Origin of the sequence: Actinomadura geliboluensis (assembly GCF_005889745.1) — a bacterium.
Lineage (GTDB): Bacteria > Actinomycetota > Actinomycetes > Streptosporangiales > Streptosporangiaceae > Spirillospora > Spirillospora geliboluensis.
In genome coordinates this window covers 1-3,057 of sequence record NZ_VCKZ01000644.1, presented here as the reverse complement: position 1 = coordinate 3,057, position 3,057 = coordinate 1, and the positions used below count along the sequence as shown (strand labels likewise).

General features: G+C 70.1%; 3 protein-coding genes. All 3 read right to left on the bottom strand.

Going from position 1 to position 3,057, the window contains the following annotated elements; genetic code table 11:
- Window positions 1-259 precede the first annotated feature (259 nt).
- Window positions 260-625: an Mth938-like domain-containing protein gene (locus ETD96_RS42940; protein WP_138642215.1), complete on the bottom strand. Its 366-nt coding sequence runs from the start codon at window positions 623-625 to the stop codon at window positions 260-262.
- A gap of 46 nt (window positions 626-671) precedes the next feature.
- A complete protein-coding gene (locus tag ETD96_RS42935; RefSeq protein ID WP_138642214.1) occupies window positions 672-2,000 on the bottom strand; it encodes an FAD-binding oxidoreductase in 1,329 nt (442 codons plus the stop codon).
- 108 nt (window positions 2,001-2,108) lie between these two features.
- On the bottom strand, window positions 2,109-2,915 hold the full coding sequence (locus ETD96_RS42930; protein WP_138642213.1) for an SDR family NAD(P)-dependent oxidoreductase: 807 nt from the start codon (window positions 2,913-2,915) through the stop codon (window positions 2,109-2,111).
- Between the last annotated feature and the right edge of the window lie 142 nt (window positions 2,916-3,057).

Below are 3,057 nucleotides of genomic sequence, written 5' to 3'. Positions count from 1 at the left end.
AGCCGGTATGGGCCCACCCTGCCCGGATCACCCGGCTGCAACGGCTTCATCCAGAGACACCTTCCAAAAATGTCCATCCCCGAAGGACGAGTTGAGATCATCCCAACAACTCATCTTCAGGGGAAGGCGAAGCCCAGATCAGCGGGACGGGTGTGGACGGCCGATCTCGATACGGGCCAGTCGCCGCGCCGCGCCGTACCTTGAGCCAAAGAAAGACGCGCTCAGCTCGTGCTTTGACTTTGGCGGGTGTTCGGGCTGGTCAGCATGTGGAATGGAAGAGGCCGCCGACGGGCTTGCTCTGGGCGAGCTTGTTGTAGAGCTCGACGGCTGCGGTGGTTTCCTCGACGTGGACCTCGACCCCGTGGTCTTTCAGCATCTCCATGGTCTCGGGCATGGTCTGCAGGCGCAGTTCCATGCCGCGGCTGAGCACGATCACTGTGCAGCCGTGTTCGAGAAGCTCCTGGACGTCGGCCGGCTGGATGCCCGGCTCGTGACGAGTGCCGTGCTCGGACCAGTCCCAAGCGCGGCCGCCGCCTGGATACAGCTTGAAGTCCTTGCCGACGGCAAGGCCCTCGACCTCCATCCGACCCCATGACACGTGCGTGATCTGGGGTGACCTTGCCATTAGGACCCCCTTTCGGACCAACCTCGGCAGAGGTTATAGAGCAAGCTTAGGTGGCCGGTGGGATGTTGTGATTCAGGCTGAAGATGTTGGACGGGTCGTAGGTCACCTTTAGCCCGGCCAATCGCCGGTACGTCTCCGGTGCGTAGGCCCGGCGTACCTGATCCGGGGTCGCGTTTCGCCCGAAGAGGAAGTTCAGGAGTGTGCCGGACGCCTTTTCCGCGAGCGCGTCCCCGACACGCGTGTGCAGTGGCTCGACATCGGCGCCTGGCTCCAGCTTCGACAGGACGCCGACCAGGTAGCCGGCGCCGCGATTGCCGACCGCGTTCGGGACGGACGGCTGCCGCGCCATCGCCCCGCCCAACTGCCGGATCTCCAAGATCGCGCGCTCGGGCGCACCCGGCCCCACCAGGGCGAGCAGGTCGCGGACGGTCCCCGCGTCCAGTTCATCCAGGGCGACATTCGTCGCGTGGTACGCCATCGGGATGGGCGGTTCGTTGTGGATCGTCCCCGACTCGGTGTACGGCATGTCGTCCACAGTGTCGATCAGGCGAGGGGCGACGGCGCGCAGGGGTTCGATGAGCCGCTCCCCGTCGTCGCCCAAGTAGGCGATGCGGACATGCGCGACGTGCCGCCCGCGCAGTGGTTCCGGGAAGACCGGGATATCGGGGACGGGCATCAGCGCGATCGATGACGTCATCTCGTCCGGCACGGTCGCCGTCCACGTGCGCCAGGTCTCCAGGATGTCCGGTATGTGCCCGGCGTCGAAGTACAGCCCGCCTCCGTACAGGCGCGCGACCGGGAGCAACCCGATCTCCAGGCCCGTCACGACGCCGAAGTTCGCCCGGCCGCCGAGCAGCGCCCAGAACAGGTCGTCGCCGGGCGTGACGTGCCGCGCCCGGCCGTCCGCCGTCACGACGTCGATCGACCGGACATGGTCGGCCGCGAACCCGTACTTCCGCGACATCAGGCCGATGCCGCCGCCGAGCGTGTACGACACGGCGCCGACGCCCGGCGACGACCCGGACAGCGGCGCCAGCCCGTGCTTCGCCGCCTCCTCGACGACCTGCGCCCACCGCACGCCGGCCTCGATCCACACGGTGCGGGCCTCGGCGTCGACGCGCAGCCCGGTCATCCGCCGCGTGCTGATCAGCAGGCCCCCGTCGGCGCCGAGCGGCAGCCCGTGGCCGGTGTTCTGGACGGCCACGGGCAGCCCCTGCCCGGCCGCGTACCGGACGGCGGCGTGCACGTCGTCCGCGTCCGCCGCCGCGACGATCACCGCGGGACGGTGCGGGCCGGCCGTCTGGAAGCCGACCCGCTCGCCGTCGTATCCGTCGTCACCCGGCGCGAAGACCTGCCCCTTGATCATGTCGAGCATGGCGACCCCCTCTGAAGACGTTCTCGCTGCTCATCTCCCATCCTGGGGAGCCGCCTGCCAGAAGTCCAAGAGATAGATCTGATCAGAGCCAGCAGGTTCGCTTATGACTCAGAATTCCTTGAGGAAGCCGGAGTCGACCGCGTAGTCGGCGCCGGTCGTGCTGGCCGAGCGCGGCGACGCCAGGTGGACGATCACGTCCGCGACCTCCTGCGGGTCGGCGAGGCGGCCGGTCGTGAGGCCCATCATCTCGGCGGCACCGCCGTTCAGCACCGCGTCGCGGTCGGAGCCGGTCGCCCCGGCGATGACGTCGGCGGCGCCGCCCTCGTCCGTCCACCACGGGGTGAGGACCGGGCCCGGCGACACCGCGTTCACCCGGACGCCCTGCGGCGCGTACTCCTCGGACAGCCCCAGCGTCAGGTTGGTCAGCGCCGCCTTGGCCGCGTTGTAGTCGTAGTTCATCGGCCCGGGGCGGCGACCGTTCCCCGACGAGACGTTCACGATCGACGCCGCGTCGCTGCGCAGCAGGTGCGGGAGCGCCGCGCGCACCGCCCGGACCACCGCGAACAGGTTGAACTCGAACATGTCGCGCCAGTCGTCGTCCGACGGGGTGAGGAAGCCGAAGCGCGGCAGCGTCGCCCCGGGCGGCGGGCCGCCCGCGTTGTTGACCAGCACGTCGAGCCGGCCGAACTCCTGCACCGCCTGCTCCACGGCCGCGGCCGGGGCGGCCGGGTCCATGAGGTCGGCGGGGACGTGCAGGAGGTTCGGCCCGGCGAGCGCGTCCAGCTCCGGCCCCGACTTGCGCGACACCGCCGCCACGCGGGCGCCCTCGTCCAGCAGCGTCCGCACGACCGCCAGTCCGATGCCCTTCGACGCTCCGGTGACGACGGCGACGCGTCCGGCAAGCCGCAGATCCATGCGCGCCAGGCTGCATTGCGCCTCGCCGGCGAGCTGGCCGGGAACCTGGCCGCCGCGGGCGGCGGCGACCTGCTCGCCGAGGTCGCCGAGCCGCTGCCCTACTTCTCCGGCCCGCTGGAGACGAGCGCGCTCGGGATGGTGA